Raw genomic sequence first — 26,250 nt, forward strand, 5'->3', positions numbered from 1 at the left:
GCGTCACGCCTTCTCCAGTTCCGCCTTGACGCGGCGCAGGGTCGCCTTGATGTTGCGCTGGTTGGCGCCGGCTCGATCCACCACGCCGGTCGTCTTCGTGCTCACCGGCTTGTACTCCTCCGGCCGCCGATCCCAGACGCTCTCGGTGACGCGCACCCCGCGGCCGGACGGTTCGATCCGGTAGTTCCACCGCGACACCGGGATGTCGCCGTCGTGCACGTCGAAGGTGAACAGCGTGCCCGGCACCGATTCCCGCACCGTCGAGACCGTCTCCCAGGACAGTTCCCTGGACGCGTTGCGGCCGCGGAAACGGGAACCGAGGACCGTCGCCGAACCTCCGTCCAGCCACGCACCGGACTGCCATTCCTCCGCGCAGGCGGAAATCCGGTCCAGGTCGGTGATCAACGCGAACGCCGCGTCCGCGGTGGCGTCCACCTCGACGCTCGCGCTGGCCGCCGCCGTCTCGGCCTCCGCGCGGGCCTTGAGGTTGCGCAGGGTGACGGCGATGCACAGCTCGTTCGCGGCGGCACGGTGCCAGACGCCGGAGGCCAGCCCGCCGACGAAGCGGAGCCACCCCGGACGACGTTCCCAGGTGCGCTCGGTGACGCGGCAGCCCTCCGGGAGGGGTTCGAGAACGTACTCCCAACGGGCGACCGGCGTGCTGCCGACGGCGGTGACGTCGAAGACGAACCGCTGCCCCGGCACCAGCTCGGCGACCGTGGACGTGGTGTTCCAGGTGCGGACACCGCGCTGGTTGCGTCCCCTGAACCGGGCACCCGGCTCGACGGCGGTCGCACCGTCGAGCCAGCGGAAACCGGTGAAGTCCTTGGACACCTCGGCCAGCACGTCCAGATCGGTGATCAGTGCGAAGACCCGTTCGGGCGGGGCGTACACCTCGATCCGGCCCTCCGCATCCGGCTTGCCGATCCTCGCCTCGGACATGACCGCCTCACTTCCCGCAGGTGCTTCCGGTGCCCACGGCAGTTCCTGCGCGGCAACGTCTCCACGACGCCGTGGAGGGGAGACATCGTCTCACTCCCGGTCGCCAGGTCAGCCGTTGCGGCGCAGGGTTCTGGTCACGCCGGCGGCGACGGTGGTGGCGAGGATCCAGCCCATCGAGGTGAAGCCCGCCGAGACGGCCTTGTCGGCACCCGCCATGTGCCAGCGTCCCTTGTTGCCGAAGTCGACGATCGGCACCAGCAGGTCGAGGGTGTAGAACACCGGGTCCCATTCCAGCCCGGTGTCGTCGGAGTTGACGGCGCAGCGGGTGTCGTTGATACGCAACAGTTCCGGGTCGTCGGTGCAGGTGTCCGGCCGCAGCCCGAACCACAGACTGCCGAGCACGAGCAGCATCAGCAGCCACGCCACCGCACGCATCGGCCGGTAGCCGTAGCCGACCATCAGCCGCTGCGCCCAGCTCCACACTCGCAGCCCGAACCGGCGCACCAGGCCGTAACCGCGGGCCAGGGTCTCGTACCGGAACTGCTGCTTGCGCATCAGGACGGTGTCGGCGTGCTCCTCGTTGCCGCTGGCCCGCAGCATGGTGGCGAGCTGGTCGTACGGGCCGGGACGGTAACCGTCCATCGCGTCGTGCAGCAGGCCGATCCGGTTCTCGACGGCCTCGTCGTCCTCCATCGCGATCGGCGTGCTCATCGCGTCGTAGCGGAAGTCCTCCAGCTCGATCTTGCCCGCCGCCCGCCAGAACGCCGGGTTGTCGTCGAGGGTGCCGCAACGGGCGCGGCGCAGGATGACCCGGCCCGCGGGCGGGGTGCTCGGCGTCAGCAGGAACTCGTCCGCGGCGACGTCGCCGACGTCGAGGGCGACGTCGTGGGCGGCGGACGTGCCGAGCACCGCGCCGGTCAGGTTGACCCGGCGGGCGACCTGGGCCCCGTCCATGTTCACGCCGCCGTCCGCGCGGAACTCCCGTACCCCCGCGGACTGGACGCGATTGGCGGTGAGCACGATGTCGCGGCCGACCTTCGCGGTGCGCAGGTCGACGGAGAAGCTGCTGGTGTCGGTGACGTTCGGGTGGCTGACCTGCGTGCCGTACAGGTCGACGCTGCCGCCGACCTCGATGCCCTGCAACCGCATCGTCCCGGATACGGCGGCGTCGACCATGTGCAGGTTGCCGGAGACGCGGGTGCGGCGGGCGGAGAACACGTCCCGGTCGCGGTGCAGCAGGTGCGCCCTTGACGCGAGCACGTTGCCGCGGATCTGCACGTCCGCCAGGCGCAACTGGCCCTGCGCGTAGAGCCGGGTGGCCTGGAGGTCGCCGTCGATCTGGCTGCCGTCCAGGTGGATAGCGCGGTCGTAGTGCGGCTTGCCGTCCCGGCGCTGCACGGTCACCTGGGCCTTCGCCAGCCGCAGCGAACCGCCGATGGCGGCGTTGACCATGCGCAGGGTGCCGACGCTGCGCAGCTCGTCCAGGTCGACGTTGCCGTCCACCCGCAGCCGGTCGGCGACCAGCGCGGGATGCGGATCGACGTAGGGGTCGCCGGTGTCCCAGGAGTCGATGGCGAGCGGCCCGTTCTGGTCCACCTCCAGCCGTGCCTCGCGGAGGACGATGTCGCTGTCGATGCGGGCGCTCGGCAGGTACAGCACGCCCTTCGCGGTGAACACGCGGCGCTCGTCGTTCTTGCCGTACTTGTCCTTCTCGCACAGCAGGCTGCCGCCGATGTGCAGGCCGTTGCCGTTGAGCGCGAGCCCTTCCGGGTTGCGCAGGCTGGCGCCGGAGAAGTTGACGTTACCGCCGACCTTCATACCGGGGATCCGTACCTCGCCACCCGCCTGGAGCCGGTACGCGAGCAGGGCTCCGGTGATCACCAGCCGGTCGGCCTGGATCGCCTTTCCCCTGGGATAGTTGATTCTCGTGCGGGTCAGCACCACGGAGCCCTCGATGACGGCGTCGGTCAGGTTCACCGCCGCGTCCGGTACCCCGCGATCGACGACGCCGGCGCGGCGGACCGTGGTCTCGTGGTCCGGCTTGTCGCCGGGCTCCACGTCGACGGTGCAGCGGATGATCCGGACGTCGTTGCGGCTGCGCAGGTTGCGCGCCTTGAGCCCGGGCAGCCAGCAGGACCGGAACACCAGGCCCAGCAGGGTCGCCTCGCGGACGTCCGGCGGGTACTCGAAGCGGCACCGTTCGAACTTGAACAGGTAGCCGAGTTCGGCGGCGCGCACGTCGAAGCGTCCGGTGATGTAGCGATCCTCGACCTGCACGATGGGCGCGTTGGACGTCTGCTTGCGCCAGCGTTTCCAGCCGGGCCCCTCCGCGTCGCCGAGGGAGCGCAGCAGTTCGGCGGCACTGAGTTCGTAGGCGCGGTCCGGGATGCCCGCGAAGGGATTCAGGCGCGCGCGATCCCCCTCGTCCGCCATGATCTTCCCCCTCGCGTCGCTGTCACCCCGTGACCGGCCATGCCCGGCATCCCCCGTCGGGGTTACCAGCGAAGCCGATCATGGACACTGCGCGCAAGCGGCCTAATGGCGTACACCCGGTGCCGATCTAGCTACCCACACCGCAATTCGTCGACATATTGCGGTGCGGGCGAGCGCAATATGTCGACGTATTGCGAAGCATCGTGCACAAGGTATCGCAATATGTCGACGAATTGCGGTCAGTCGTCGACGTGGGCGGGGTTGAGGACGCGGGAGAGGAACGTCTGGGTGCGCTCCTCGCGTGGGTCGCCGATCACCTGAGCGGGTGGCCCCTGCTCGACGACGACGCCCTGGTCCATGAACAGCACCACGTCGGCCACCTCACGGGCGAACTGCATCTCGTGGGTGACCACCAGCATCGTCATGCCCTCCCTGGCGAGGTTGCGCATGACCTTGAGGACGTCGCCGACCAGCTCCGGGTCGAGCGCCGAGGTCGGTTCGTCGAAGAGCATCACCTCGGGCTCCATCGACAGCGCCCGCGCGATCGCGACGCGCTGCTGCTGCCCGCCGGAGAGCTGCGCCGGCAGCGAGCGGGCCTTCTCCGCGAGGCCGACCTTCTCCAGGTTGAGCCGGGCGATCCGCTCCGCCTCGGCCTTGTCCCGGCCGAGCACCTTGCGCTGCGCGATCGTCAGGTTGTCCAGCACGGTCAGGTGCGCGAACAGGTTGAACGACTGAAACACCATGCCGATCCCGGTGCGCGCCTTGTCCAGATCGCAGTCCGGGTCGGTCAGCTCGTACCCGTTGACGACGACCTTGCCGCCGTTCGGTTCCTCCAGCAGGTTCACGCAGCGCAGCAGCGTCGACTTGCCGGAACCGGACGGGCCGATGATGCAGATGACCTGCCCGCGGCTGACGGTCATGTCGATGCCCTTGAGCACCTCGAGGTGGCCGAACGCCTTCTCCAGCCCGGTGACCTCGACGATCGTGTCCGTACTCATGCGATCACCTCGCAGACGCGTGACCCTGTCGATTCCTGGCACATGGTCTTGTCCGATTCGCTGGCGAGCTCGTTCACGCGTCGACCTCCAGGCCACGGTCCTTCTGTTTGCCGGTGCGGCGCTCCAGGTACCGGGAGAGGTAGCCGAGCGGGATCGTGATGATCAGGTAGCACAGGCCTGCCAGCAGCAGCGGGGTGAGCGAGGCGGTGGCGTTCAGCCCCTCGCGGCCGAACTTGGTCAGTTCGTACTCGTCCCGGGCGAGGCCGAGCAGGTAGATCAGCGAGGAGTCCTTGGTGAGCAGGATGATCTCGTTGGTCAGCGGCGGAAGGACGATGCGGAACGCCTGCGGGATGACGATGCTGACGGTGGCCCGCATCTGCGACATGCCCAGCGAACGAGCCGCCTCCACCTGGCCCTTCGGCACGGCCTGGATCCCGGCGCGGATCGTCTCGGCGATGTAGGCCGAGCCCACCAGGCCGAGGGAGATGGCGACGGTGGAGTAGATGTCGAACTTGAGCTCGAACGCGATGGGAATACCGAAGCCGAGGGTGATGAACACCAGCAGGGCCGGGATCCCGCGGAAGAATTCGATGTAGACGGTGGCGATCCACCGGTACGGCGCCACCGAGGACAGCTTCATCAGCGCGAGCACCAGGCCCAGCGCGAGTCCGAGGGAGAACCCGAGGACCGTGTAGATGAGCGTGTTCACCAGCGCGGTGGTGATGATGCCGGGCACCTGGGTGCTCGCGGCGTCCAGATTGAAGAACGCCCGCTGGATCTGTCCCCAGTTGGCGGAGAACGCGATTGCGACGACGGCGACGATCAGCACGCCGTACTGGATGTATCGGAAGACCTGGGCGCGTTTGCGCCGCGACATTGCCATGGGGGAACTCCTCGCGAAGTGGCTCTACGGCAAGCGGAGACGGCCGCCGGGGCAGCCGTCTCCGCTCACGGGAGGTCTTACTTGCTCGCCGGCTTCCGGCCGAACCACTTCTCGTAGAGCTTGTCGTAGGTGCCGTCGCTCTTGGCCTTGGCCACCGCCTCGTTGACCTTGCCCAGCAGCGCGCCGTTGCCCTTCTTCACCGCGATGCCGTATTCATCGCCGGTGTCGAACTCCGCGGTCACCTCGGTGTCCGGGTTCGCCTTCAGGAACTCGAAGTGCACGGCGTTGTCGTTGATGCCGGCGTCGACCTGCCCGGTCTTGACCGCGGTCTGCTCCAGCGCGAGGTCCTCGAACTGGATGACCTCGTAGCCGTACTGCGCCTTGTTCGTCTCGGCGTACTCCTCGCCGGTGGTGCCCTGCTGGACGCCGAGCTTCTTGCCGCGCAGCTTCTCCAGGTCGGTGATCCCGGAGCCCTTCTTCACCAGCAGCGCCTGGTCGGCGTCGAAGTAGCCGTCGGAGAAGTCCATCACGGCCTGGCGCTCCGGGTTGATCGTCATCGCGGCGGCGGCGACGTCGCAGCTACCCGCGTTGAACGACTCGCCCGTCTGGATCCCCTCGAACGGAGTGTCGAAGATGACCTGCTCCTCGGCGCCGACCAGCGGAAGCACCAGGTCGACCAGTTCGACGTCGAAGCCGACCGTCTTGTCGCCCTCGGTGAACTGGAACGGCGCGTACGGCAGGTGCGTGCAGGTGGTGAGCTTGCCCTCCTCGACCAGCTTGATCTCGCCACCCGCCTGGCTGTCGCCGCCCGCGCTGATGTCTTCCGCACAGCCCGTCGCGGTGACGACCAGGGCCAACGCGGGCAGCAGTGCGAGCGCTTTGTGTGTGTGTCGACGCGCCACTGTGTCACTCCTAGTAGGTGGAACCATTCGAGTTCCCGCATCCTGCCACTCTTCGGAAGCATGTGACAGCGCCTCAGCGTTACGGCCGCGTCTCATTGACGTGATCCGACCGGCCCAGTAGCAGGCGACCGCACCTCCGCCGCGGTGACGCAACGGAGCCGGTCCCGCCGTCACGTCTCTCACCGTCGGTGACACGGCTCGGTTCGGTGTTGCGCGGCAAACCTGGCAAGGTGAGCGACGATGGCCACCATGAACCAGAGCTCCCCCACGAAGCAGCCGAGCTCCCAGCCGAAGCTGCCCCCAGCGGGACGTCGCGCCCGCACGCCGAAGGCCAGGACCAGGGGCCGCGCGGGCGAGCAGTTCCACGGCTACCTGGCGCCCGGCCGTCCGCACGCGGGCGCCTACGACGAGATGTTCGACTCGGACGGCAGCGTGCGCGGCCCGTACCGGGCGCTCTACGAGTCGCTCGCCGCTCTCGGCGGCGCCGACCTCTCGGCACGTTCCGACGCGCTGGACCGCGCCCTCGTCGACCAGGGGATCACCTTCTCGCTGTCCGGACAGGAGCGTCCGTTCCCGCTCGACCTGGTGCCGAGGGTGGTCGCCGCGCAGGAGTGGGCGAAGCTGGAACGTGGTGTGGCGCAACGGGTCCGGGCGCTGGAGGCGTTTCTCGCCGACGTGCACGGTGACGCCCAGATCCTGCGCGACCGGGTGCTGCCGCGACGTTTGATCACCTCCTGTGCGCACTTCCAGCGCGAGGCGTTCGGGGTGAACCCGCCGAACGGCGTGCGCATCCACGTCGCCGGGATCGACCTGGTGCGCGACGAGCAGGGCACCTTCCGCGTGCTGGAGGACAACCTGCGTAACCCCTCCGGGGTGTCGTACGTGATGGAGAACCGCCGCACGATGGCGCGGGTGTTCCCGGACCTGTTCGCCCAGCATCGGGTGCGCCCGGTCGGCGACTACGCCGGGCACCTGCTGCGCGGGCTGCGCGCGGCGGCCGCGCCGAACGTCGCCGACCCGATGGTCGTCGTGCTGACGCCGGGCGTGCACAACTCCGCCTACTTCGAGCACTCGCTGCTGGCCCGGCTGATGGGCGTGGAGCTGGTCGAGGGACGCGACCTGTTCTGCCGGGACAACGTCGTCTACCTGCGCACCACCGAGGGCGAGCGGCAGGTGGACGTCATCTACCGCCGGATCGACGACGAGTTCCTCGATCCCGTCCACTACCGGCCGGACTCGGTGCTCGGCATCGCGGGCGTGCTGAATGCCGCGCGGGCGGGCAACGTGGTGGTGGCGAACGCGATCGGCAACGGCGTCGGCGACGACAAGCTCGTCTACACCTACGTCCCGGAGATCGTGAAGTACTACCTTGACGAGAAGCCGATCCTGCCCAACGTCGACACCTACCGCTGCTGGTACCCCGACGAGGCCGACTACGTCCTGTCGCACACCGACGAGCTGGTGATCAAGCCCGTCGAGGGTTCCGGTGGCTACGGCATCGTGTTCGGCCCGGACGCCTCGGCGAAGGAACTGGCCGCGATCAAGGGCAAGGTGAAGGCGAACCGGCGCGGCTGGATCGCCCAGCCGGTCGTCCAGCTCTCCACCGTCCCGTCCAAGGTGGACACTCATCTCGCGCCTCGGCACGTGGACCTGCGCCCGTTCGCGGTGAACGACGGCAAGGAGATCTTCGTGCTGCCCGGCGGGCTGACCCGGGTGGCGCTGCCGGAGGGCAGCCTGGTCGTCAACTCCTCGCAGGGTGGCGGTTCCAAGGACACCTGGGTGCTGGCGGCCCGTTCCTCGGACGCGGAGCGCGAGCTGGCGTCGCCGTCCCTCGGCGAGGCGTCTACTGTGGACGGTCGCGCCGCCGAACAGGGCCCGGAGCTGACCACCGAACAGCAACAGCAGCAACAACAGTGAGGAGGTAGAAGTGCTCGCTCGCAACGCCGAATCGTTGTACTGGATCGGACGTTATGTGGAGCGTGCCGACGACACGGCACGCATTCTGAACGTCTCGGTCCACCAGCTGCTGGAGGACGCCACCGTCGACCCCGACTTCGCCAGCCGTCAGTTGCTGGCCGTGCTCGGGATCGCCCCGGACGACACGCGCGACCTGGACGTCTGGCGGCTGACCGAACTCGTCGCCTACGCCAAGGACAACGCCAGCTCCATCGTCGGCTCGCTCACCGCCGCGCGGGAGAACACCCGCGGCGCCCGCGAGGTCGTCTCGACGGAGCTGTGGGAGTGCCTGAACGCGACCTGGAACGCCGTGCCGGACCGGCAGCGGCAGGCCCGCCGCACCGGCCCGCACTCGTTCCTGTCCTTTGTGGAGGAACGGGCGGCCATGTTCGCCGGTCTGGCCGACTCCACGATGAGCCGCGACGAGGGCTGGCTGTTCCTGGTGCTCGGCCGTTCCGTCGAACGCGCCGACATGATCATCCGCTTGTTGCTCTCCCGGGTGCAGGACCGGTTGTCCTCGCCGGGCTGGGTGACGGTGCTCCGCTCGGCGGGTGCGCAGGACACGTACCTGCGCACGTACCGCGGCGCCCTCGACGCCGGCCGGGTGGTGCAGTTTCTCCTGCGCGACGCGCTGTTCCCGCGTTCGGTGTTCCACGCTCTGCGGCTCGCCGAGTCCTGCCTCGACGAACTGGACCCCACCCGCAGTGGCCGGGCGAACGAGAAGGCCGAGGCGCTGCGCCTGCTCGGTCGCGCCCGAAGTGAGCTGGAGTTCCTGCACCCCGCGGATCTGCTGGAGGACCTGCCGCGCAGGCTGGGTTCGCTGCAGGAGACGATCAAGGAGATCGGTGACGCCGTGTCCGTCCAGTACTTCCACTCCTCGCCGTGGGTGGCGTGGCGTGGCGCGGAGGTGAGCCTGTGAACGGCTGGCAGGTCCGCGTGGTGCACCGCACCGGCTACAAGTACGCGTCCCCGGCGACGCAGTCGTACAACGAGGCGCGCCTGACGCCCCGCTCGGATCGCAGGCAGTCCGTGGTGGCGACCAGGATCGAGACGACGCCCGCGACCCGTGCGTACCGCTACACCGACTACTGGGGCACCGAGGTCACCTCCTTCGACCTGCACGCGCCGCACACGGAGTTCACCGTGGTGGCGACGTCGGTGGTGGAGACGGGTGAGACCCCCGAGACGGAGGAACCGCGCTACGACACGACGTGGAAGGAACTCAAGTCCGACGCCGTCATCGACGAGCACACCGAGTACCTCCAGCCGACCAAGTACACGCCGCGCGATCGGGAGCTGGCCTCGGTGGCCAAGCAGCTCCGCAAGGGCAAGGATCCGGCGCACTCGGTGCTGGCCATCTCGGAGTGGGTGCACGACCAGCTCACCTACCGTCCCGGCAGCACCGGCGTGCACTCCACGGCCACCGACGCCTGGCGTGCGCGTGAGGGCGTGTGCCAGGACTACGCGCACGTCACGCTGGTGATGCTGCGCGCCATCGGCATCCCGGCCAGGTACGTCTCCGGCTACCTGCACACGCGGCCGTCCGCGGCGCTGGGCGAGACCGTCGCCGGGGAGAGCCACGCCTGGATCGATGCGTGGACCGGCGGCTGGTGGGCCTACGACCCGACGAACGCGATCGACATCGGCCCCCGGCACGTGTGGGTCGCGCTGGGGCGCGACTACAAGGACGTCGCACCGTTGAAGGGCATCTTCACCGGCGGCAAGGGTTCCACCCTGGACGTCTCGGTACAGCTCACCCGGCTCGCCTGACCCGCCACGACATCACGCTATGTCGACATGTCGCGGGCTCAGGTGTCAGGCGTCGGGGAGTACGCCCTCCCAGCGGCGGCGGCGCTGCGCGGCGGTCTGCTCCCACCACGGGGTACCGCGTTCGCCGAGGGCGACCTTCGCGGCGTGTACGCGGTCGCGAGCCTGTTGTTCCGCCTCGGCGTCGCCCGCGCGCTTCGCCGTGCCCACATCGCGGCGGGCGGACATCAGCAGCGAACGCAGCCGCGCGGCCACGTCCTCCGGGATGTCCGGGTCGGTCGCCCGCCAGCGGCGTCCGTCGATGACGACGTAGCGCCCGTCCGCGGTGTGCTCCGGCATGCCGCCATGGTCGCCCATCAGCGCGAGGTGCGCCGGGCGGCTCAGCGGCGGCCGGTCTGGACCATCGGGTCGGAGCCGTCGGCGGCGGCGGTGAGGGTGACCCGGCTGTAGTCGTCCTGCAGCGAGGTCCGTAGCCCGAGACGTCCGGAGTCGTGCTCGACGCGGAAGCTCGCACCGGAGACCGGCACGGTCAGCTCGGACCGTTCCTCCAGCAGCGCCAGCATTCTCGGCAGTACGGCCGGATCGAACTCGGCCAGGTCGAACAGGCGGTCGCCCTCGTCCGGCTGGATCGTCATCGGGGACTGCTCGACGAGTTTCCCGTCAGCCCAGGCGAAAGTGTCGCCGGTGGCGGAACCGGGCGAGGTCGGCGCGTCGACGCTCACCCGGCCGGACCCGACGGTCAGTTGGTACACCCGCGAGCCACCCATCCGCTCGACCAGCAGTGCGAGCACGGCCCGCGCCCCGTCCTCGGTGAGCGCGTCGGCGTTCAGCGCGGGTGTGCCGTCGGCGGCGGCGGTGAACGTCCGCGAGTCGGGCTGGGTACGCAGACCGAACCGCATCTCCACCGGGCCGGCGGCGGAACGTTCGATCCGCACGTAGACGTCCTCCGTGGCCGGCACGCCGAACGTCCGTGCCGCCTGCTCGATCAGGCCGGGGATCGCCGTCAGGTTCACCTCGCGCAGGTCGAAACGGTCCGCCTCGTCGGTCGCGCCGTAACTCTCGTCCGTGCTCACCCGGCCCGGCCGGTAGACGATCTCGGTGTCGCCCGCGTCGGCGGTGAACTTCTCCGACCACAGCACCACGTCGATGTACGCGGTGCCGCCCTCGGCGACGACCTCGTCCAGGCCACCGCGCAGTTCCTCGGCGGCGAACAGATCCGGATCGGAGACGAGGGCGACGACGGCGGAGTGGATCGGCAGAAGCGCCCCGACCGCCAGCACCACCGTCGTGAGCAGCACGACGCCGAAGTTGGCTGGCGGACGGCGCCGGGCCGCGGGCGTCCGCGGGCCCTGTCCGCTGTGGACAGTGCTGACGGTGCCGGTCTCCGGCGGATGCGCGGCCTGTTCGCGCCACTGGCGGGGCGGGTCCTGTTCCACGCGGACGACGCCGGGGTACTTCGCGCTCTGCCGCACGACCAGCCCCTTGCCGGGCTGGAAGGCCGGTGCCAGTACTGGGTGGATCGCGTGCCGGGTGGTGGTCCGGTAGGCGCGGCCGTGCGCGGGCACGACGGTCACCACCAGGTCGGTGACGTGCGCGTCGTTGAAGCTGGAGTTGGTCGGGGTCAGTCTCTCCACCACGGCGACGGCCCGCTCGCCGTGCTCGCGCAGGTACCGTTCCTCGGCGGCGTCGGCCAGTAGGTGCCCGCGCATCGTCCCGGCGACCGCGTTCAGGGCGATCGCCAGCGGGGCCAGCACCACGCCCGCGACGAACACCGCGATGTAGGCACCGTGCTCCAGCACCAGTCCGCCGACGACGCCGGCGAGCACGAGCGCGAGCGGCACGGTCAGCGGCAGGCGGAAGAACCTCGTCGCACGCAACACGATGCCGTCGAAACTCGGTTCCTCGCCAGCAATCACCACACCTCGATGTATATGTGAACACCGTCGTTCATGATATGTGACGGTGCGCACAGCAATCATCGCGAGCCCTCGTCCGAAAGCGGACACGAGGTGGTCGTTTGTCCCGCCGCACCACTAGCGTCACGTCGGTGGACAAGGAACGAGCGCCGACGCGCCGATGGCGAGACCTGACCGCGCGATGGGCCGGCCCGGTGTCGTTTCTCTTCGCACTGCTGCTTTTCCTGCTGACTCCGGTGGCCTCCGTCTTCTGCGGAGACGACGAGGAGAGCGTGGGGCAGCTCTGCTACTCCGGCACTGCGTTCCTCACCGGTGAACCCGAGTCCGCCCTCGTGGGCGCGGTCGCACCCGATGGCGTCCTCGACGAGTTGGCCGAGGCTCTCGGCAACAGCATGGGCCTGGCCGTTTCCGCGCGGGTGCTCGCGTTCGTCCTGGTCGCGTCGATGATCGCCGGACTGTTGAGCGGTTTCCTCGGGCGCATCAGGCCGCGCGTGCAGGTGATGACCGCCGCCGCCGGAACAGGCGTGCTCGCCCTGGTGGCGAGCGGCATCGTCACGGTGGTCACGCTCGGAAAGCAGACGACGACGTTTCCCAGTCTGCTGGGCAACGTGTCCGACATCGATCCCCGCGAGGGAGTCGGTCTGTCGATCGGCTTCTGGCTCACGCTGGCGATCCTGGTCGTGATCGCCGTGGCTGGTATCGCGCGACTGCTCGGCCCGCGGCTGGACCAGGACTTTCAGGACGCTCTGCGGCAGCAGTCCTGAGCGCACACGGCTACTCGCCGGTGGAACCACGTGGGTTCGGACGTCTGGGGCGTCCGGGGGTTGCGTAGGCGGGGCGGATCCCACATCGGCGCATCGTTCCGGTGCCGGGGACGTCTTTCTGTGTGAGAGCGATCGAAAGCATCGCCTCCTTACCGGACGGAACGTCTGTCCGGGCACGAGGAGAAAGGCACACTGATGACCACTCGTACGACTCTTCGCCGCACCGCCGCCGCTCTCGCCGTCGCCGGAGCCGCCGCGGGCATCACCGCGCTCAGCACCGGCACCGCCGCCGCGCAGCCGACCGTCTTCGAATGCCAGTCGAACCAGATCTCCAGCAAGCTGGTCTACGGAGGAGCCGGCGTGGGCAACCGCGACGCCGCTATCGAGTTCACCGCCAACGAGGGTGAGCGGTGCACCCTGCCGGGCAAGCTCGCCGTCGGACTGGCAGGCGACGGCAGCGTGCAGGCGGTGTCCGACGCTCCCGAGGACGCGCCCTCCGTGGCGCTGACCAACGGTTCCTCGGCGCACGTGCCGCTGCACTGGACGGACACGGAGCCCAAGGCGGAGCAGCACACCCCGTCCGCGATCCACGTCCAGGCCCCGGCGGACTCCAACCCGCACGGCGACCCGGTCAACCCGGACATCGCCCTGCCCTGGACCTTCGGCGCCGTGGACGCCTCGGCGGACCAGCACACCGTGACGGTCGGCGCCGTCACCCGGGGCCCCGCCCCGACCGTCTGATCCACTGCCGTTGGTTGCGGGGCGGCCCATCGGGCCGCCCCACCCGGGCACCCGTCCCAACCGCCCAGCCGGGTGGCCGGGTGGGGTGTGGTTTCACCCCGTAGTGGCTCCCAGAAAACGTGAATCGCCTTATGTCGACGTATTGCGCTCGCGGGGACCGCAATACGTCGACATATTGCGGTCCGGGTTTCAGTCGAGGATCGCGATCGCCTCGACCTCGATGAGTACGTCGGGCTCGAAGAGGTAAGCCACGCCGATCAGCGAGGCGGGGGCGAGCGGCAGCGTCAGGCCGATCTCGGTGGAGACCTGTTCGACCCCGGCCATGAACGCGTCGATCTTCTCCGGCTCCCACCGGGTGACGTAGAACGTCAGCCGCAGTACGTCGCCGAAGGTCGCCCCGGCGGCGGCGAGGCCGGTCGCGGTGTTGCGCAGCGCCTGCGCGACCTGCCCGGTGAGGTCACCAGGTGCGACCGGAGTGCCATCGGCGTCGCGGGCGATCTGACCGGCGACGTGCACGTGCCGCGTGCCGGTGCCGACGGAGACGTGCTGGTAGGGGACGGGCTGCGGCATTCCTTCGGGGCTGAGATGGCGAACGGGCATCGAAGTCTCCTCATATAAGGCAGTAGGTATCCTATTGCTACCTGGTACACAAAGGACACTTCAACGAAACTAGGTTTCGCCATGGATACCGGAGCGAGCCCCACCGACGAGCTGACGATTTCCGCGCCCCACCGGGAGCTGCTGGATCAGGTGCTGGACAAATGGTCGCTGAGCATTCTCAACGAACTCTGCGAACGGCCATGCCGCTTCAACGACCTCCGTCGCGCCATTCCCGAGGTCTCGCAGAAATCGCTGACCGCAACTCTGCGGCGACTGGAGCGCAACGGCATCGTCGGGCGCGAACTGCTCAGTTCCCGCCCGGTGGCCGTCGAGTACAGCATCACACCCCTGGGCAAGACCCTCCGACAGCCGGTGGACGTGCTGCTGGCCTGGGCCGCGACCCGTATGCCGGAGATCGAAGGCGCGCGGCGGGCCTTCGACCGCCTCGAACGCTGACCGGCAACGGCTCCACGGCCGTAGCGGGCCGAGGTGGCGCGCTCAGATCGTGAATTCTCGGCCCCACTCGAACTCGGCACCTGCCGGACTGGTCACTCTCACCAGGAACCCGTAGTCGCCGCTCGGAAGCTCCACCTCGTCGTAGCAGACGATGGCCCTGGTCTCCAGCCCGGAGTCGGTTCCTTGCCAAAGACGGTGTTCCGCTTGGGTGGCCTTGTTGACCACCGTCACGTTCACGCTTCCGAGGAAGCTCTGTGCACGCACTTGTTCGTGCAGGTCCCTTGCCGGGTCGATGCGCGTGTGCGCCGTGGTCACACCCGGAGACGTTCTAAATATCATGCCTACGGACAACAGGTACTCCGCCTGCACCAGACCGGTGTGCCACACGGTGATGTTCTCGTTTCGCACCATGATTTCGGGAGGCGCGAGTTGCTTCGGCCCGGAACCAGTCATGTGCGGAACTCTACTCGAAGCACCCGTCAATTGGTCCACAGTGGATTGTTATGCACGAGGGTGCCAGACCTCGGAGACACGCTCGGCTTCGGCGGCGGCCTGGGCGAAACCGGCCAGTGCCGCGGCCTTCCGACGAGACGGGTCCAGCTTGTCCGTGATACTCCGGCCCATTGCGGCGCGCGCGTCCGGATCCGGCCGCACCAGCACCACCCGTGAAGTGGCAGACAGGGCCGCCGGCGGCCACCGCTCGCCGTCCGGCAGCCAGGACGCCACGGTGCGCCTGCGTTCGGCCTCGCCCTCCACCCTGGCGGCGAGCGCCAGCCGGCCTGCCTTTCGCCGGAAGGCCCGTGGGTCCGAGGTCGTCACCATCACGAGCAGGAAGCGCGCCAGTGGATACGGCCGCATCCGCGTCCGCGGCTCCGCCACCCGCTCGGCCAGCTCGAGCCGGTAGCGCGCGGTGTACTCGGCGGACGCCCCGACCACCGCGCCGGCCGAGGTGCCGACCACCAGATCGGCCGTTCCCAGATCCACGCCGCGTTCCGCCAGACCGGCGAGAACGCCCAGTTCCCAGGCGATCCCGGTTATTCCGCCACTTCCGAGCACCAGTGCCCGCGACCCGACCCCCGACATGCCGCTGAGCCTACCCAGCCACCCCGCCCGGCGGTCCCGGCTCGGCGGTGTCGAAACGGTGCCGGGCGGCGGTGATCGCGTCGAGATGCCGACGGGTCCATTCGCACATGCCGTCCACGTTGGCACGTAAGGCTTTTCCGGCCGCGGTGAGCGAGTACTCGACCTTCGGCGGGACGGTCGGATACACCGTGCGGGTGACCAGCCCGTCACGTTCCAGCCCGCGCAGGGTCTGGGTGAGCATCTTGTGACTGATGCCGTCGATCCCGGCGTGCAGCTCGGAGAACCGGAGCGTGCCGGTGTCCAGCGCGTAGACGATCAGCAGCCCCCAGCGACCACCGACGTGCGCGAATATTTCCCGGGCCAGCCCGTCGACCTGCTCATTCACCTCAGGGTTCCCCTCTCACCGGAAAGTGCGTCCTTCCGGGCGGACGTCCGGCGGACCTACCGTCGTGTCCGAGAGTAAGGGGACACGATGGCGATCCGGAGAACCTATGCCCGGCTGTGGGCCGACGACCTCGACAGCTCGCTGCCCCTGTTGCGCGAACTGACCGGGGCCGAGCCGGATCTGCGTTTCGCCTTCGCGGAACTGGAACTCGCCGCGATCGGTGACTTCCTCGTCATCGCCGCGCCGCCGGAGGTTCGGGCCCGGTACGCGAACGCCTCCGCCACGGTCGTCGTGGACGATCTGGACGCGCTCGCCGGGAAACTGGACGCCCACGGCGCCACCGTCATCGTCGCGGAGGCGAGCAGCGACACCGGACGTTTCCTCTACGCCCGGCATCCCGGCGGCGCGGAAGTCGAGTACGTGCAGTGGAACGAGGAACTGGCCAGGCGCGTTCTCGGCGACAATCGATAGCGATTCCCTGGGAGCAAAGGGTTCCGCGCGACGGCTTGCCGCCGTGGCACGGAGCGGCCGGTTCACGCCCATTGCGGTGACCTTTCCGCGTCGTGTGGATGCGTTCGGCCGCAACGGTTCTACGGTTGCTCGATGGTGCGAAACTCCAGACGCAATGTCGCGGCGAGATCGCGTGAACTCGGTGCCGAGCTGCGCCGGGCACGGCTCACGGGCAAACTCACCGCGCGACAGCTCTCCCGGAAACTCGGCTGCTCGGAAAGCAAGGTCTCCAGGATGGAGACCGGGGACCGCGGGGCATCCGAGTTCGACGTGACGACGTTTCTCGCGCACTGCGGCTCCTCCCAGCGGGAGATTCGCAGGGTGGTGGAGATCGCGCGCGAGTCGAACGACAGCTACCGGATCCGCAAGCACAGCGAGCAGCTACCGGACGAACTGCGCTCGCTCATCGCCCAGGAAACCACCGCCGACGCCATCAGCATCTACGAGCCGATGGTCATTCCCGGCCTGCTGCAAACCGAGGACTACGCGCGGGCACTGTTCGGGCAAGCGGGGTTGATTCCTGCGGACGATCTGGAGGCGCGAGTCGCGGCGCGCATCGAGCGGCAGTCCATCCTGCGCCGACGGAACGCGCCGGAGTTCACCTTTTTTGTCCACGAGCAAGCGCTGCGGTCGGACATCGGGGGCAGACAGGTCATGCACGAGCAGGCCCTTCACCTCGTGCTCAACAGCGGTCGTGCTCGTTGCACCGTCCGAGTATTGCCGGATTCAGCGATGCCGTGTGGTCTGTTCGGTGGTGGCTTCCGAGTCATGAGATACGCCGGAAACACGCCACTTGCTTACTTGGAGCATCAGACTGCCAGCCTGTTTCTGGAAGACCCCACGGACATTTCCGTGTACAGCAACATACTTCGTAAACTGGCCGCTGATGCCCTGGATGAGGGACAATCTCGGGAGTGGCTTGCCACCCTGGCAAGCGAGTACGACCAGCCGGAGGACGCACCGCAATGACTATCCCGGAGATCGCGCGCCTGACCTGGCGTAAGAGCAGTTACAGCGGCAGCAGTGGGAACGGTGATTGTGTCGAGGTCGCGCTCACGGGAACGGCGGCGCATGTGCGCGATACCAAGGACCGTGGCGCGGGCAGCCTCACCACCAACGCCACCGCCTGGCACGCGTTCCTGACCAGGGTCGCCGGACGCTAGAGCCGGACGCCCAGCACGCGTCACCGATCAGCTCGGCTGGCTGCGCCCCTTGCCCCACAGCAGGGCGTTCACCAGCCCGATACCGGTCGCCGTGGCGAGGGCCGCGCACCAGGTCGAGCCGGTCAGGTCGCCCTCCCGGTACGCCGCCAGGAGCAGCGGCGTGGTCAGCGGGACCATGAAGACGAACCAGAGCAGACGGCTGCGGGTCACCACGGCCGGCTCACTCGCCGCGGGCGTGCGCGTCGAGCACGATGGCGACGGCCTCGGTGACCCGGGTGGCCTGCTCGACGTGCAGCCACTCGTCGGGCACGTGGGCGTTGGAGTCGGGGCCGAGCGCACCGGTCACCAGGAACTGCGCGTCCGGGTATTTCTCGCCCAGCAGCCCCATGAACGGGATCGAGCCACCGAGGCCGACGCTGCGCCAGGGTGAGCCGAACACGGTGTCGCTGACGGTTTCCAGCGCCCCGGACAGCCAGGGCGCGGCCGAGGGCGCGTTCCAGCCGTCGGCCGTCTCCAGGTGGTCCAGCTCGACGGTGGCCGAGTAGGGGACGTCGGTGGTGAGCAGCTTCTTCACTTCGTCCAGCACGGCGGCGGAGTCGGCGGTCGGTGGCAGGCGGAAGCTGATCGCCAGCGTGGTGGCGTCGCGCAGCACGTTGCCCGCGTCGGCGGGTTCGGGCATCCCGGACGCGCCGATGACCGACAGGGTGGGCCGCCAGCTGTTGTTCAGCAGCAACTCGTACTCGTCCTCGACGACGGTCCGGGTGTCGCCGTGCAGCGGGAACGCCTTGCCGATCGCGCCGGGCGCGCTCTCGGCGGTGGCCTTCGCCTCGAAGCGGCGGTCGTCCGGAATCTCGACGTTGCTGCCCTCGACGGTGATCTCCCCGGTGGCCGAGTCCTCCAGCCGGTCGAGTAGCTGCCGGAGGATCCGGAACGAGCTGGGCACCACGCCGCTGGACAGGCCGGAGTGCTGGCCGGAGTCGAGCACCCGCACCGTGACGTGCGCCTGCACCATGCCGCGCAGGCTGGTGGTGAGCCACATGCGCTCGTAGTCGTTGCCCCCGGAGTCCAGGCAGACGACCAGCGAGACCTCGCCGAGCCGTTCGCTCAGGTGCTCCAGGTAGGCGGGCAGATCGGGGGAACCGGACTCCTCGCCGGTCTCCAGCAGGACGACGGCGCGGGCGTGCGCTCCGCCGCCGGCGCGCACCGCTTCCAGCGCGGCCGTCGCCGCGTATCCGGCGTAACCGTCGTCGGCGGAACCGCGACCGTAGAGCCGCCCATCACGCAGCACCGGCGTCCACGGGCCGAGTCCCTCGGACCAGCCGCCGACCGGCGGCTGCTTGTCCAGGTGGCCGTAGAGCAGCACGGTGCCCCGGTCCTCGGCGCCCTCGCTCGCGGGAACGTCCAGCAGCAGCACCGGGCTGCGGCCGTCCAGCCGGACGACGTCGACGCTCGCGCCGGGCAGCTCGCGCCCCGCGAGCCAGCCGCGGACGTGCTCGATGGCGGCGTCCAGGTGGCCCGCCGCCTGCCAGTCGGCGTCGAACGCGGGGGAAAGGGCGGGGATCTCCACCAGTCCGGAGAGGTTGGGCACGATCTCGTCTGCCCACAGCCTGCGAACGGTGTCCGATGCGGTTTTCTGCTCCACGAACCGCATCGTGCCACGAGACGCACGGTCCCGGCACGGTGCGTTCGTCGCGTATCGCGAGCGTGGCCGTTGCCGTTGATTCGACCGGCAAGCGGCGCAATACGTCGACGAATTGGGGGTCGTCACCGCGATATGTCCGCGAATCACACGGCGGCGAGCGTTGCGTATGACGCAGATCACAAGACCTGGTTCGCTGGTGCCGTGGCGCCCCAGGTCACGACTACGAGCACCCGTCCGGTGCCGGCGAACGGGGGCCGCGCACGCCCGATGCGACCTGCCTTTCTCACGGAGCGCGACAGCGGCGTCACGCCCCAGTCGCAGTCCCTACTTTCGGTGGGCACATGGTCGGTCGGCCTAGCATTTTCGCTGTTCAGAGGGCCTTTCCCGGCAACAAATTGGCTTCGGGGACTGACCGGACGGCCGGACCGCATGACAGGATGACGCCGAACACGCCGTCATCGCCGACGGTGACCCGAGCGCGCTTCCAATCGAGCACCTCGCGGCCGCCGGCGCAGTCGCAGGGCCCGCCACAAGCGGGCGCGCGGCACAGACACGAGGAGACAAGCGCATGTCGTCCGACGAACAGTGGACGCGCCCGGAGCCCGGCGAAGGCCCCGCCGTGGTCGCGGGACAACCGTCACCGGAACAGGTGATCGCAGGTTTGCGAGCAACATCGGAAGGTGGCTCCGACCTCACCCAGCTCCTGACACCCGAGGGGCAGCGGGTGCACTCCCCGCAGTTCGACCCCTACGTCGCCGACATCGACGGCAAGGCTCTGCAGGACCTCTACCGCGACATGGTGATCGTCCGCCGCGGTGACCGTGAGGCGAACGCGATGCAGCGCCAGGGCCAGCTCGGCATCTGGGTTCCGCTGCTCGGCCAGGAAGCCGCGCAGGTCGGCTCCGGCCGTGCGATGAAGCCCGGCGATATGGCGTTCCCCAGCTACCGCGAGCACGGCGTCGCCTACACGCGCGGCGTCGACTTCCGCGAGCTGCTCGGCATCTTCCGCTGCTCCGACCAGGGCGGCTGGGACTTCAAGAAGCACGGCTTCCACCCGTACACCATCGTCATCGGCAACCAGGTGCTCAACGCCGCCGGGTACGCGATGGGGCAGAAGTTCGAGGGCAAGGTGGGCGACGAGGACGGTCAGGCCACCGTCACCTACTTCGGCGACGGCGCCACCAGCCAGGGCGACGTGCACGAGGGCTTCGTCTGGGCAGCCGTCTACGACGCCCCCGTCGTCTTCTTCTGCCAGAACAACCAGTGGGCGATCTCCGAGCCCACCGAGCGCCAGTCGCGCCTGCCGCTGTACCAGCGCGCCCGCGGCTACGGCTTCCCCGGCATCCGCGTCGACGGCAACGACGTTCTCGGCTGTCTCGCCGTCACCCGGTGGGCGCTGGAGGAGTGCCGGCACGGCAACGGCCCGGTGCTGATCGAGGCGTTCACCTACCGGATGGACGCGCACACCACCACCGACGACCCGACCCGCTACCGCCTCTCCGACGAGCTGGAGGAGTGGAAGCTGAAGGACCCGATCGAGCGGGTGCGCGCCTACCTCGCCCGGTCCGGTTTCGCCGACCAGGCCTTCTTCGACGAGGTGGACGCCGAGGCCGACCGCTTCGCCGCCGAGCTGCGCGACTACTGCTTCAACATGCCCGACCCGCCCCCGTCGCGGATCTTCGACAACGTCTACGCCGAGGGCAACCCGCTGCTGGACAAGCAGCGCGAGGAGTACCTCTCCTACCTCGCCGGCTTCGCGGAAACGGCAGGTGGCCACTGATGAGCGCACCCACCAAGGCAGGAGTGGACGGAACGAGCACGAACGTGCAGAACCTCACCATCGGCAAGGCCCTGAACCTGGGCCTGCGCGCGGCCATGGAGGCCGACGACAAGGTCATCATCATGGGCGAGGACGTCGGCAAGCTCGGCGGCGTCTTCCGGATCACCGACGGGCTGCAGAAGGACTTCGGCGAGCAGCGCGTGCTGGACACCCCGCTGTCCGAGTCCGGCATCATCGGCGCGGCCGTCGGTCTCGCCGTGCGCGGATTCCGTCCGGTGTGCGAGATCCAGTTCGAGGGTTTCATCTTCCCCGGCTTCGACCAGATCGTCAGCCAGCTCGCGAAGCTGCACTACCGCTCGCAGGGCCGGATCAAGATGCCGGTCGTCATCCGGGTGCCGTTCGGCGGCGGGATCGGTGCCGTCGAGCACCACTCCGAGTCGCCGGAATCGCTGTTCGCGCACGTCCCCGGCCTGAAGGTCGTCTCGTGCTCGAACCCGGCCGACGCGCACTGGATGATCCGCCAGGCCATCGAGTGCGACGACCCGGTGCTGTTCTTCGAGCCGAAGAAGCTCTACCACTCGGGCGCGTTGAAGGCCCCGGTGGACACCACCGCGACCCCCGGCCCGCTGTTCGCTTCGAGCGTGCTGCGCACCGGCACGTCCGCGACCGTCGTCGCGTACGGCCCCTCGGTGAAGGTCGCGCTCGACGCGGCCACCGCCGCCGCGGAGGACGACATCTCGCTGGAGGTCATCGACCTGCGCACGCTGTCCCCGCTGGACCTGGACCCGGTGTTCGAGTCCGTCCGTAAGACCGGCCGTCTGGTGGCGGTCAGCGAGGCGTCCTCGGAGTCCTCGCTGACCTCCGAGATCGCCGCCCGTGTCCAGCAGGAGTGCTTCTACTCGCTGGAGGCACCGGTGCTGCGCGTGACCGGTTTCGACACGCCGTACCCGCCCGCGAAGCTCGAGGAGTACTTCCTCCCCGACCTCGACCGGGTGCTGGACGCCGTCGACCGCTCGCTGGCCTGGTAAGGAACGAGAAATGCCTGACTACAAGCACTTTCCCCTCGCCGACACCGCGGAGGGGCTGACCGAGGCCGACATCCTGAACTGGCACGTGAAGCCGGGCGACGAGGTGAAGGTCAACCAGATCGTCGTCGAGGTGGAGACCGCCAAGGCGGCCGTGGAGCTGCCCATCCCGTGGGCGGGCGTGGTCACCGAACTGCTCGTCGAGCCGGGGCAGACGGTCGAGGTCGGCACGCCGATCCTGACTGTCGACGTCGATCCCGGCGGCGCCGCGGCTCCGGCCGCCGCACCGGCCGCGGCACCCGAGACGAACGGGGCCGCCGAGGACACCGGGCACGAGGAGATGAAGCCGCTGGTCGGTTACGGCTCCAAGGCCGTCGTCGCGAAGCGCAAGGCGCGCAAGGCCCCGACCACGCCCGCCGCTTCGGCTCCGGTCGCTCCCGCCGCTCCGGTCGTCCCGGCTCCCCCGCCTCCGGTCGCTCCGGCTGTTCCGGCCGCGCCCGCGGCTCCGGCCGGGGGTTACGTGCCGCTGGCGAAGCCGCCGGTACGCAAGCTCGCCAAGGACCTCGGCGTCGACCTCCGCTCGCTGACCGGTACCGCCGACGGTGGCGTCATCACCCGCGACGATGTGCACCGCGCGGCCAGTGGTGCCCCCGCCACTTCCGGTGTGTCCACTGTGGACAGCAGGGTCGGGTACGACCCGGCCACGCGGGAACGCCGGGTGCCGATCAAGGGCGTCCGGAAGATGACCGCGCAGGCGATGGTGCAGAGCGCGTTCACCGCCCCGCACGTCACCGAGTTCCTGACCGTCGACGTGACGCCGATGATGGAACTGCGGGCGAAGCTGAAGAACTCGCCCGCGTTCGCCGGGGTGAAGCTGACCCCGCTGGCGTTCGCGGCCAAGGCCGTCTGCCTCGCGGCGAAGCGCACCCCGGACATCAACGCCGCCTGGGACGAAGCCGCGCAGGAGATCGTCTTCAAGGACTACGTGCACCTGGGCATCGCGGCGGCCACCCCGCGCGGCCTGATCGTGCCGAAGGTCCGCGACGCCGAGTCGCTGACGCTGGCGGAGCTGGCCGGGGCGCTCGGCGAGCTGACCACCGTCGCGCGGGACGGCAAGACCCCGCACGGCGACATGATCAACGGGACGTTCACCATCACCAACGTCGGCGTGTTCGGCGTCGACGCGGGAACGCCGATCCTCACCCCCGGCGAGTCCGGCATCCTGGCGCTCGGCGCCGTCCGGGACACGCCGTGGGTCGTCGACGGTGAGATCACGGTGCGCAAGGTGATGCAGTTGTCGCTCTCGTTCGACCACCGCGTCGTCGACGGGCAGCAGGGCTCGCAGTTCCTCGCCGACGTGGCGGCGGTACTCGGCGACCCGGCCATGGCGATCACCTTCTAGGCAGGGTCTTCCGGGTCTTCCGGGTCTTCCGGAGACGGTCACCACCAGGGCAAGGGGCCCGGAGCCAGCACGGCTCCGGGCCCTTGTTCCGTTCAGACCCGGCAGCGCCGAGGAAAGCGAGTCGGGTTGACGGAGTGAGTGCTCACTCCGCACACTGCCCGGCGTGACACCGACACCCGCCAGACGCCGCGCTCCCGGCATGGATCCGGAGAACCGGCGCGCGATGATCGTGCGCGCCGTGCTCCCACTCGTCGCCGAACACGGCGCCACCATCACCACCAGCCAGATCGCCCGGGCGGCCGGCATCGGCGAGGGGACGATCTTCCGGGCGTTCACCGACAAGGACGAACTCCTCGACGCCTGCCTGGACGAGGCGTTCCGTCCCGACCAGGTCGTCGAAGCGCTCGCCCGCATCCCGCTCGACCAGCCCCTGGCCGACCGGCTGGCCGCGGCGGCCGACGCCCTCTCCGCACACCTGGAACGGATGGGGGCGCTGCTGGCTGCCACGCACGCCGCGGGCCGCCACCGCCGGAATCCGCCCGACGCCGCCAGATCCGAGGACGCCAGATCCGAGGACGACGCGCGGGAGGCCCGGCGGGTGGCGAAGCGAGCCCGGCGGGAACGGCGCACCGAATCCTTCACGACGATGCGCACCGCCGTCGCCGAGCTGATCGTCCCCGAGGGCGACGGACTGCGCCTGCCGCCGACCCAGCTCGCCTCCCTGCTGCTGACCCTGCTGATGAGCCGATCGCGCCAGCCCGCCGAGGAGGAACCCTTGTCCGGCAAGGAGATCGTCGACGTCCTGCTCTATGGGGCGCTGCACGGGGAGACCACCGCACCCGGCGCCGCCGGATGATGCCGGGCGTCGGCGACGGGCCGAGTGGCCGGTTCGGACCCAGCCGCGCGCAGTTCCGCCGGGCTCGCGAAGCGGCGCAGAGCGTCGCCGCCAGCGGGCTCACCGGACCCATCGACATACCCGACCCGGCACCCGCCGACACCGCGAAGGACCTGCGCTCCCGGCTGCGCAGACTGCGCGAGGCGATCGGCGGGACGGTCCGCGCCCTGCCGCGCGTCGTCCGGCTGACCTGGCAGGCGAGCCCGCCGCTGACGATCGTGCTCGGTGTCGTCACCGTGATCGCCGGGCTGCTGCCCACGGCGACCGCGTACTCGGCGAAGCTGCTGCTGGACGCCGTCGTGGAGGCGATCGGCATCCGCACGCAGGGACGTCCGGACCAGACGGCGCTGAGCCTGCCGATCATCGGTGTGCACGCGGAACTGACGTCCACCGCGAAGATCGTCGGCCTGACGCTGCTCCAGTTCGGCATCTTCACCCTCACCGCGATCAGTTCGGCGCTGACGAACATCGCGCAGGCGCTGCTGCAGGAACGGATGGTGCTGACCATCCGGCACCAGGTGATGCGGCACGCCTCGACCCTGCACCTGGCGTTTTTCGAGGGCTCCCACTCCTACGACCTGCTGCGCCAGGCCGAACGCGAGGCACCGACCAGGCCGATGTCGATGATCAACTCCGGTCTCGGCCTGATCAAGACGTCGATCACCTTCGGCAGCATGATCGCGCTGCTGGTCTGGGTGAGCCCGCTACTGGCACTGGTCGCGCTGCTCGCCCCGGTGCCCGCGTTCATCTCGCAGTCGAAGTACGGGGCGCGGGCGTTCCGGCTGTCGTTCCTGGTCTCGCCGATCCGGCGGCGGATGGACTACCTCTCCTCGCTGGTCACCACCGACGTCAACGCCAAGGAGACCAAGCTCTACGGCCTCGGCCCGTACCTGGTCGACCGGTTCCGCAAGCTCGGCGAGGTCCACTACGACCGGCAGCGCAAGCTCACCCGCAACCGCAACCTGGTCGGCACGGCGTGGTCACTGCTGAGCACGATGGCCGGTTCCGCGATCGCGCTCTACATTGCGCTGGAGGCCGTCGCGGGCAGGCTGACCCTGGGCGACCTCGCGCTGTACACAGCCGCCGCCACCGCCGTGCAGACGTCCGTGCAGGGCCTGTTCACCGGGTTCAGCGGGATGTACGAGAACAACCTGTACCTGGACACGCTCTACCAGTTCCTCGCCACGCCACCGGGAATCACCGCGCCGGCGGCACCGCGACCGGTACCGGATCCGCTGCGCGGGCACATCGAGTTCGACGAGGTGTCGTTCGCGTATCCCGGTTCGGCCGACCCCGCACTCGACGGGGTGAGCTTCGAGATCCGGCCCGGCGAGACCGTCGCCGTGGTCGGCCGCAACGGAGCGGGCAAGTCGACGTTGATCAAGCTGCTCTGCCGCCTCTACGACCCGACCGCCGGGCGCATCCTGCTCGACGGCGTCGACCTGCGCGAGTTCGACCCGGACGAGCTGCGGCTGCGGATCAGCGCCATGTTCCAGGACTACGTGACGTACCAGGCGACCGCCGCGGAGAACATCGGGCTCGGCGAGTTGGCACGGCTGGAGGACCGGCCGCGCGTCGAGGCGGCCGCGGCCCGATCCGGTGCGGCGGAACGGATCGAACGGCTGCCGCGCGGCTACGACGCCCCGCTGGGCCGCTGGTTCGACCAGGGCGTCAGCCTCTCCGGCGGGGAGTGGCAGAAGGTCGCGATGGCGCGCGCGTTCATGCGGGACGCGCCCATCCTCGTCCTCGACGAGCCAACCTCCGCGCTGGACGCCCAGGCCGAGCACGACCTGTTCGCCCGGCTGCGTGAACTCGCCGAAGGGCGGACCACCCTCTACATCTCGCACCGCTTCTCCACCGTCCGCCGGGCGGAGCGGATCCTGTTGCTGGACAAGGGAAAGCTCGCCGAGGCCGGGACGCACGCCGAGCTGATGGACGCGGGCGGCCAGTACGCGCACCTGTTCACCCTGCAGGCCGAGGCCTACCGGTGACGGCGGGTGCGTGCGG

General features: G+C 69.4%; 27 protein-coding genes. 14 read left to right on the top strand and 13 right to left on the bottom strand.

The window, feature by feature from the left end; genetic code table 11:
- Positions 1–3: 3 nt before the first annotated feature.
- The 5 genes from CFN78_RS14295 to CFN78_RS14315 all read right to left on the bottom strand — a co-directional run bounded on the left by CFN78_RS14295 (position 4) and on the right by CFN78_RS14315 (position 6,158).
- Entirely contained in the window at positions 4–942 is a 939-nt protein-coding gene (locus tag CFN78_RS14295) for an SRPBCC family protein (protein WP_094863256.1), read from the bottom strand.
- A 108-nt stretch (positions 943–1,050) separates the two neighbouring features.
- Positions 1,051–3,375 (bottom strand): oxidoreductase, encoded by a 2,325-nt coding sequence (locus tag CFN78_RS14300; protein WP_094863257.1) that lies wholly within the window; start codon positions 3,373–3,375, stop codon positions 1,051–1,053.
- Positions 3,376–3,614: 239 nt separating this feature from the next.
- On the bottom strand, positions 3,615–4,373 hold the full coding sequence (locus CFN78_RS14305; RefSeq protein ID WP_094863258.1) for an amino acid ABC transporter ATP-binding protein: 759 nt from the start codon (positions 4,371–4,373) through the stop codon (positions 3,615–3,617).
- 73 nt (positions 4,374–4,446) lie between these two features.
- Positions 4,447–5,256 carry an amino acid ABC transporter permease gene (locus CFN78_RS14310; RefSeq protein WP_094863259.1) on the bottom strand — a complete coding sequence of 270 codons (810 nt, stop codon included), beginning with the start codon at positions 5,254–5,256 and terminating at the stop codon, positions 4,447–4,449.
- Between the two features lie 77 nt (positions 5,257–5,333).
- The gene (locus tag CFN78_RS14315) at positions 5,334–6,158 is read right to left on the bottom strand and encodes a transporter substrate-binding domain-containing protein (RefSeq protein ID WP_094863260.1); all 825 of its coding nucleotides are present in this window, start codon (positions 6,156–6,158) and stop codon (positions 5,334–5,336) included.
- A 240-nt stretch (positions 6,159–6,398) separates the two neighbouring features.
- On the opposite strand from CFN78_RS14315, the gene CFN78_RS14320 reads away from it, so the two are divergent.
- Genes CFN78_RS14320 through CFN78_RS14330 form a run of 3 tightly spaced genes read left to right on the top strand, consistent with a single transcriptional unit; the run spans position 6,399 to position 9,884 of the window.
- Positions 6,399–8,075, top strand: coding sequence for a circularly permuted type 2 ATP-grasp protein (locus CFN78_RS14320; RefSeq protein WP_165777554.1), 1,677 nt, complete (start codon positions 6,399–6,401; stop codon positions 8,073–8,075).
- A gap of 10 nt (positions 8,076–8,085) precedes the next feature.
- Positions 8,086–9,033, top strand: coding sequence for an alpha-E domain-containing protein (locus CFN78_RS14325; protein WP_094863261.1), 948 nt, complete (start codon positions 8,086–8,088; stop codon positions 9,031–9,033).
- On the top strand, positions 9,030–9,884 hold the full coding sequence (locus CFN78_RS14330; RefSeq protein ID WP_094863262.1) for a transglutaminase family protein: 855 nt from the start codon (positions 9,030–9,032) through the stop codon (positions 9,882–9,884). The genes CFN78_RS14325 and CFN78_RS14330 overlap by 4 nt, the downstream gene beginning before the upstream one ends.
- A gap of 45 nt (positions 9,885–9,929) precedes the next feature.
- On the opposite strand, the gene CFN78_RS14335 is transcribed toward CFN78_RS14330, so the two are convergent.
- Both CFN78_RS14335 and CFN78_RS14340 read right to left on the bottom strand, forming a co-directional pair.
- Complete coding sequence (locus CFN78_RS14335) at positions 9,930–10,220, bottom strand: hypothetical protein (RefSeq protein WP_205660513.1); 291 nt, start codon at positions 10,218–10,220, stop codon at positions 9,930–9,932.
- Between the two features lie 41 nt (positions 10,221–10,261).
- Entirely contained in the window at positions 10,262–11,797 is a 1,536-nt protein-coding gene (locus CFN78_RS14340) for a hypothetical protein (protein WP_133116352.1), read from the bottom strand.
- A gap of 131 nt (positions 11,798–11,928) precedes the next feature.
- Here CFN78_RS14340 and CFN78_RS14345 point away from each other — a divergent pair, with 131 nt between their 5' ends.
- Complete coding sequence (locus CFN78_RS14345) at positions 11,929–12,561, top strand: hypothetical protein (RefSeq protein WP_133116353.1); 633 nt, start codon at positions 11,929–11,931, stop codon at positions 12,559–12,561.
- 195 nt (positions 12,562–12,756) lie between these two features.
- Complete coding sequence (locus CFN78_RS14350) at positions 12,757–13,302, top strand: DUF4232 domain-containing protein (RefSeq protein ID WP_094863266.1); 546 nt, start codon at positions 12,757–12,759, stop codon at positions 13,300–13,302.
- Between the two features lie 189 nt (positions 13,303–13,491).
- Here CFN78_RS14350 and CFN78_RS14355 read toward each other — a convergent pair whose 3' ends face one another.
- Positions 13,492–13,902 (bottom strand): Rid family hydrolase, encoded by a 411-nt coding sequence (locus CFN78_RS14355; RefSeq protein ID WP_094863267.1) that lies wholly within the window; start codon positions 13,900–13,902, stop codon positions 13,492–13,494.
- 81 nt (positions 13,903–13,983) lie between these two features.
- Between CFN78_RS14355 and CFN78_RS14360 the strand changes: the two genes are divergently transcribed.
- Positions 13,984–14,358 (top strand): winged helix-turn-helix transcriptional regulator, encoded by a 375-nt coding sequence (locus tag CFN78_RS14360; protein ID WP_094863268.1) that lies wholly within the window; start codon positions 13,984–13,986, stop codon positions 14,356–14,358.
- Between the two features lie 42 nt (positions 14,359–14,400).
- Here the strand turns inward: CFN78_RS14360 and CFN78_RS14365 are convergent, their stop codons facing one another.
- Genes CFN78_RS14365 through CFN78_RS14375 form a run of 3 tightly spaced genes read right to left on the bottom strand, consistent with a single transcriptional unit; the run spans position 14,401 to position 15,826 of the window.
- Positions 14,401–14,811 (bottom strand): hypothetical protein, encoded by a 411-nt coding sequence (locus CFN78_RS14365; RefSeq protein ID WP_133116354.1) that lies wholly within the window; start codon positions 14,809–14,811, stop codon positions 14,401–14,403.
- 48 nt (positions 14,812–14,859) lie between these two features.
- Positions 14,860–15,441 carry a patatin-like phospholipase family protein gene (locus tag CFN78_RS14370; protein ID WP_094863270.1) on the bottom strand — a complete coding sequence of 194 codons (582 nt, stop codon included), beginning with the start codon at positions 15,439–15,441 and terminating at the stop codon, positions 14,860–14,862.
- Positions 15,442–15,451: 10 nt separating this feature from the next.
- Complete coding sequence (locus CFN78_RS14375) at positions 15,452–15,826, bottom strand: winged helix-turn-helix transcriptional regulator (RefSeq protein WP_094863271.1); 375 nt, start codon at positions 15,824–15,826, stop codon at positions 15,452–15,454.
- A gap of 87 nt (positions 15,827–15,913) precedes the next feature.
- Between CFN78_RS14375 and CFN78_RS14380 the strand changes: the two genes are divergently transcribed.
- From CFN78_RS14380 to CFN78_RS14390, 3 genes are all read left to right on the top strand, one after another.
- Complete coding sequence (locus CFN78_RS14380) at positions 15,914–16,297, top strand: VOC family protein (protein WP_094863272.1); 384 nt, start codon at positions 15,914–15,916, stop codon at positions 16,295–16,297.
- A gap of 132 nt (positions 16,298–16,429) precedes the next feature.
- Positions 16,430–17,305, top strand: coding sequence for a helix-turn-helix domain-containing protein (locus CFN78_RS14385; RefSeq protein WP_094863273.1), 876 nt, complete (start codon positions 16,430–16,432; stop codon positions 17,303–17,305).
- Positions 17,302–17,499, top strand: a complete 198-nt coding sequence (locus CFN78_RS14390) for a DUF397 domain-containing protein (protein ID WP_165777555.1) — start codon at positions 17,302–17,304, stop codon at positions 17,497–17,499. The genes CFN78_RS14385 and CFN78_RS14390 overlap by 4 nt, the downstream gene beginning before the upstream one ends.
- Positions 17,500–17,526: 27 nt before the next feature.
- Here the strand turns inward: CFN78_RS14390 and CFN78_RS14395 are convergent, their stop codons facing one another.
- Together CFN78_RS14395 and CFN78_RS14400 are read right to left on the bottom strand one after the other, a co-directional pair.
- The gene (locus CFN78_RS14395) at positions 17,527–17,709 is read right to left on the bottom strand and encodes a hypothetical protein (protein WP_133116355.1); all 183 of its coding nucleotides are present in this window, start codon (positions 17,707–17,709) and stop codon (positions 17,527–17,529) included.
- Positions 17,710–17,719: 10 nt separating this feature from the next.
- The gene (locus CFN78_RS14400; protein ID WP_094863275.1) at positions 17,720–19,150 is read right to left on the bottom strand and encodes a M20/M25/M40 family metallo-hydrolase; all 1,431 of its coding nucleotides are present in this window, start codon (positions 19,148–19,150) and stop codon (positions 17,720–17,722) included.
- 559 nt (positions 19,151–19,709) lie between these two features.
- Between CFN78_RS14400 and pdhA the strand changes: the two genes are divergently transcribed.
- The 5 genes from pdhA to CFN78_RS14425 all read left to right on the top strand — a co-directional run bounded on the left by pdhA (position 19,710) and on the right by CFN78_RS14425 (position 26,234).
- Positions 19,710–20,921 (top strand): pyruvate dehydrogenase (acetyl-transferring) E1 component subunit alpha, encoded by a 1,212-nt coding sequence (pdhA, locus tag CFN78_RS14405; RefSeq protein ID WP_094863276.1) that lies wholly within the window; start codon positions 19,710–19,712, stop codon positions 20,919–20,921.
- Positions 20,921–21,949, top strand: coding sequence for an alpha-ketoacid dehydrogenase subunit beta (locus tag CFN78_RS14410; RefSeq protein WP_094863277.1), 1,029 nt, complete (start codon positions 20,921–20,923; stop codon positions 21,947–21,949). The genes pdhA and CFN78_RS14410 overlap by 1 nt, the downstream gene beginning before the upstream one ends.
- 10 nt (positions 21,950–21,959) lie before the next feature.
- On the top strand, positions 21,960–23,348 hold the full coding sequence (locus tag CFN78_RS14415) for a dihydrolipoamide acetyltransferase family protein (protein WP_094863278.1): 1,389 nt from the start codon (positions 21,960–21,962) through the stop codon (positions 23,346–23,348).
- 199 nt (positions 23,349–23,547) lie between these two features.
- Positions 23,548–24,204 (top strand): TetR/AcrR family transcriptional regulator, encoded by a 657-nt coding sequence (locus tag CFN78_RS14420; RefSeq protein ID WP_094863279.1) that lies wholly within the window; start codon positions 23,548–23,550, stop codon positions 24,202–24,204.
- Positions 24,204–26,234: an ABC transporter ATP-binding protein gene (locus tag CFN78_RS14425; protein WP_094863280.1), complete on the top strand. Its 2,031-nt coding sequence runs from the start codon at positions 24,204–24,206 to the stop codon at positions 26,232–26,234. Before CFN78_RS14420 ends, CFN78_RS14425 begins: the two co-directional genes overlap by 1 nt.
- Positions 26,235–26,250: the final 16 nt, after the last annotated feature.

Origin of the sequence: Amycolatopsis antarctica (assembly GCF_002262875.1) — a bacterium.
Lineage (GTDB): Bacteria > Actinomycetota > Actinomycetes > Mycobacteriales > Pseudonocardiaceae > Amycolatopsis > Amycolatopsis antarctica.